This window comes from Variovorax sp. P4_D9 (assembly GCF_056401695.1).
Window position 1 is genome coordinate 1 of the sequence record NZ_JBFUIU010000916.1, and the last position, 3332, is coordinate 3332.

Below are 3332 nucleotides of genomic sequence, written 5' to 3' on the forward strand. Positions count from 1 at the left end.
GGCCGACAACGCACTGATCTTTGCCGGCGGCACCGCGATGGGGGTGCCGGTGGTCACGGCCGAGTTCAAGATCAACTACCTGCGTCCGGCGATCGGCGAACGTTTGATTGCGCGCGCCCGAGCCGTGCACGTCGGCCCCGCGCAGGCGGTCTGTACCTGCGAGGTCTTCGCGGTCAAGGACGGCGAAGAGAAGCTCTGCGCGCTCGCCCAGGGCACCATTGCACGCCGGCCTTCGGAACCGTCTGCTGCGGCAGAATCGAAATCCAAACTCTAGTCCAGCGGATCTCTCCATGAGCCCTCGTCCCACCCTCGACTTTCTTCTCTACGACTGGCTCCATGCCGAGTCGCTCGCCGAGCGCGAGCGCTTCGCCGACCACTCGCGCGAGACCTTCGACGCCGTGCTCGACACCTGCGAGCGCATCGCGCGCGAGAAGTACGCACCGAACAACCGCATCGTCGACACCCAGGAGCCGCACTTCGACGGCGAGAAAGTGATCCTGCCGCAAGCCACGCACGATGCCCATAAGGCCTTCGTCGAGTCGGGCATGCTGAGCGCGGCGCAGGACTACGAGATCGGCGGCATGCAGCTGCCCTACACCTTGTCGGCGGCGGCCAACAGCTTCTTTGCGATGGCTTCGGTCAGCATCGGCGCGAACATGCTGACCAGCGGCAATGCCAACCTGCTGATGGTGCACGGCACCGAGATGCAGAAGGAGGTGTTCGCCAAGAACGAGTTCGCCGGCCGCTGGTCGGGGACCATGTGCCTGTCGGAGCCGCAGGCCGGCTCCAGCCTCAGCGACGTCGCGACACGCGCCGTGCCCGACGGCGCCGACTTCCGGGACGATCCGCTGGGCCCGCGCTACCGTCTCACCGGCAACAAGATGTGGATCTCGGCCGGCGACCACGAGCTGACCGAGAACATCGTTCACATCGTGCTGGCCAAGATTCCCGACGAGAACGGCAAGCTGATTCCCGGCACGCGCGGCATCTCGCTGTTCATCGTGCCGAAGAAGATGGTCGGCACCGACGGCCAACTGACCGGCGAGCGCAACGACGTCGCGCTGGCCGGCCTCAACCAMAAGCTCGGCTGGCGCGGCACCACCAACACGCTGCTCAATTTCGGCGAGGGCAAGTTCCCGGTCGGCGGCAAGGCCGGCGCCGTGGGCTACCTGGTCGGCCAGCCCGGCAAGGGCCTGTTCTGCATGTTCCACATGATGAACGAGGCCCGCATCGGCGTCGGCACCGCTGCCACGATGCTCGGCATGGCCGGCTACTACGCCTCGCTGGAGTACGCCAGGAACCGGCCGCAGGGCCGGCCCGCGGGCCCGGCCGGCAAGGACTCGGCCAAGCCGCAGGTGCGCATCATCGAGCACGCCGACGTGCGCCGCATGCTGCTGGCGCAGAAGGCCTATTGCGAAGGCGCGCTGGCGCTCGAGCTCTATTGCGCCCGGCTGGTCGACGAGCAGAAGACCGGCGAGGCCCAGGCCGCCGACGACGCCCGGCTGCTGCTCGAGGTTCTGACCCCGATCGCCAAGAGCTGGCCCAGCGAGTGGTGCCTGGAAGCCAATTCGCTGGCGATCCAGATCCATGGCGGCTACGGCTACACGCGCGACTTCCCGGTCGAGCAGTACTGGCGCGACAACCGGCTCAACATGATCCACGAAGGCACGCACGGCATCCAGGCGGCCGACCTGCTCGGGCGCAAGGTGCTGATGGAAGACGGGCGCGGCCTGCAGCTGCTGGCCGGACGCATCACCACGACGATGGCGCGTGCCGCCAAGGTACCGGCGCTGGCGGCGCATGCCGAAGCGCTCGGCGAGGCGCTGCAGCGCCTCGGCACGGCGACGAAGAAGGCCTGGGCGACCGGCAATCCGCAGGAGGCGCTGGTCAATGCGGTGCCCTACATGCAGGCCTTCGGCCACGTGGTGCTGGCCTGGATCTGGCTCGACGTTGCGCACCGTGCGCTGGAGCGCGATGCGGACCAGGCATCGCCCGCGACGGCCGGCCGCGTCGGCGCCACCAATTTCTTCTTCCACTACGAATTGCCCAAGATCGGCGCCTGGCTCAGCGTGGTCGAGAGCCGGGATCCGACTTGCGCCGCGCTGCCCGAGGAGGCTTTCTGATGGCCGGCGCACCCCAGGCGAAGCCGCATGCGACGCTGGAGAAGTGGATCTGGATCCTGATCTACGGCGGCCTCTTCGCGGTCATCCTCGGCATCGCGACCGGCCGCACCGAAGAAGCGCTCGGCTGGGCCATGGCCGTTCCCGGCGCGGTGCTGGTGGCGGTCGGCACCGTGCTCATCTACGTTCGTTCCCGACTCAAGGACAGCAAGGACTCGCCATGATCAAGCACATCGTGATGTGGAAGCTCAAAAACCCCCAGGACGCCGCCGCCTTCAAGGCCAGGCTCGACATCTGCCAGGGCCTGGTGCCCGGCATGCGCCAGTTCGAGGTGGCGGTGCGCACGCCGGGCCTCGAAGCGAACTGCGATGTCGTGCTGTGCTCGGCTTTCGACGACGAGGCGGCGCTCAAGGACTACCTCGAGCACCCGAAGCACGTCGAGGTCTCGGCCTTCCTCGGCAGCCTGCGCGAGGCGCGCAGCGTGCTCGATTACCAAACACTCTGATTTCCCCGGAGACACCATCATGAGCGCACGAAGCATCCAGAAACTTTTCGACCTCAGCGGCAAGACCGCGTTGATCACCGGCGGCTCGCGCGGCCTGGGCCTGCAGATGGCGCACGCCCTCGGCGAGGCCGGCGCGAAGATCATGCTGAGTTCGCGCAAGGCCGAAGACCTCGAGCAGGCCGCGGCCGAGCTGCAGGCCGCCGGCATCGACACCCGCTGGATCGCGGCCGACTGCTCCAAGGAGGAGGACACCCGGCGCCTCGCCACCGAGACGCTCGAGCGCATGGGCGCGATCGACATCCTGATCAACAATGCCGGCGCCAGCTGGGGCGCTCCGGCTGAAGACCACCCGGTCGAGGCCTGGGACAAGGTCATGAACCTCAACGTGCGCGGCTATTTCATCCTGGCACAGCAGGTCGCACGCGCCTACATGATCCCGAAGAAGGCCGGCCGGATCATCAACATCGCATCGATCGCGGGCCTCAACGGCAATCCGCCCGAGATGCAGACCCTGGCCTACAACACCTCCAAGAGCGCGGTGATCGGCTTCACCCACACGCTGGCGGCCGAATGGGGCAAGTACAACATCAACGTCAACGCGATCTGCCCGGGCTTCTTCATGACCAAGATGGCCGCCGGCCTGATCAAGTCGATCGGCGAGGAGAAGATGGCCTCGCACGCGCCGCTCGGCCGGCTCGGCGACGACG

5 protein-coding genes are annotated in these 3332 nt (G+C 67.2%); all 5 read left to right on the forward strand.

Annotated elements, in window-relative coordinates:
* Nucleotides 1-274 (forward strand): PaaI family thioesterase (locus tag AC1DY5_RS48215; protein ID WP_478121428.1); only part of this gene is annotated, 274 nt, incomplete at its 5' end.
* A 16-nt stretch (nucleotides 275-290) separates the two neighbouring features.
* A complete protein-coding gene (locus AC1DY5_RS48220) occupies nucleotides 291-2123 on the forward strand; it encodes an acyl-CoA dehydrogenase (RefSeq protein ID WP_478121429.1) in 1833 nt (610 codons plus the stop codon).
* Nucleotides 2123-2344, forward strand: coding sequence for a hypothetical protein (locus AC1DY5_RS48225; protein WP_478121430.1), 222 nt, complete (start codon nucleotides 2123-2125; stop codon nucleotides 2342-2344). Before AC1DY5_RS48220 ends, AC1DY5_RS48225 begins: the two co-directional genes overlap by 1 nt.
* Complete coding sequence (locus AC1DY5_RS48230; protein ID WP_478121431.1) at nucleotides 2341-2625, forward strand: Dabb family protein; 285 nt, start codon at nucleotides 2341-2343, stop codon at nucleotides 2623-2625. Before AC1DY5_RS48225 ends, AC1DY5_RS48230 begins: the two co-directional genes overlap by 4 nt.
* A 19-nt stretch (nucleotides 2626-2644) precedes the next feature.
* On the forward strand, nucleotides 2645-3332 hold a 688-nt coding region (locus AC1DY5_RS48235; protein WP_478121432.1), incomplete at its 3' end, for an SDR family oxidoreductase.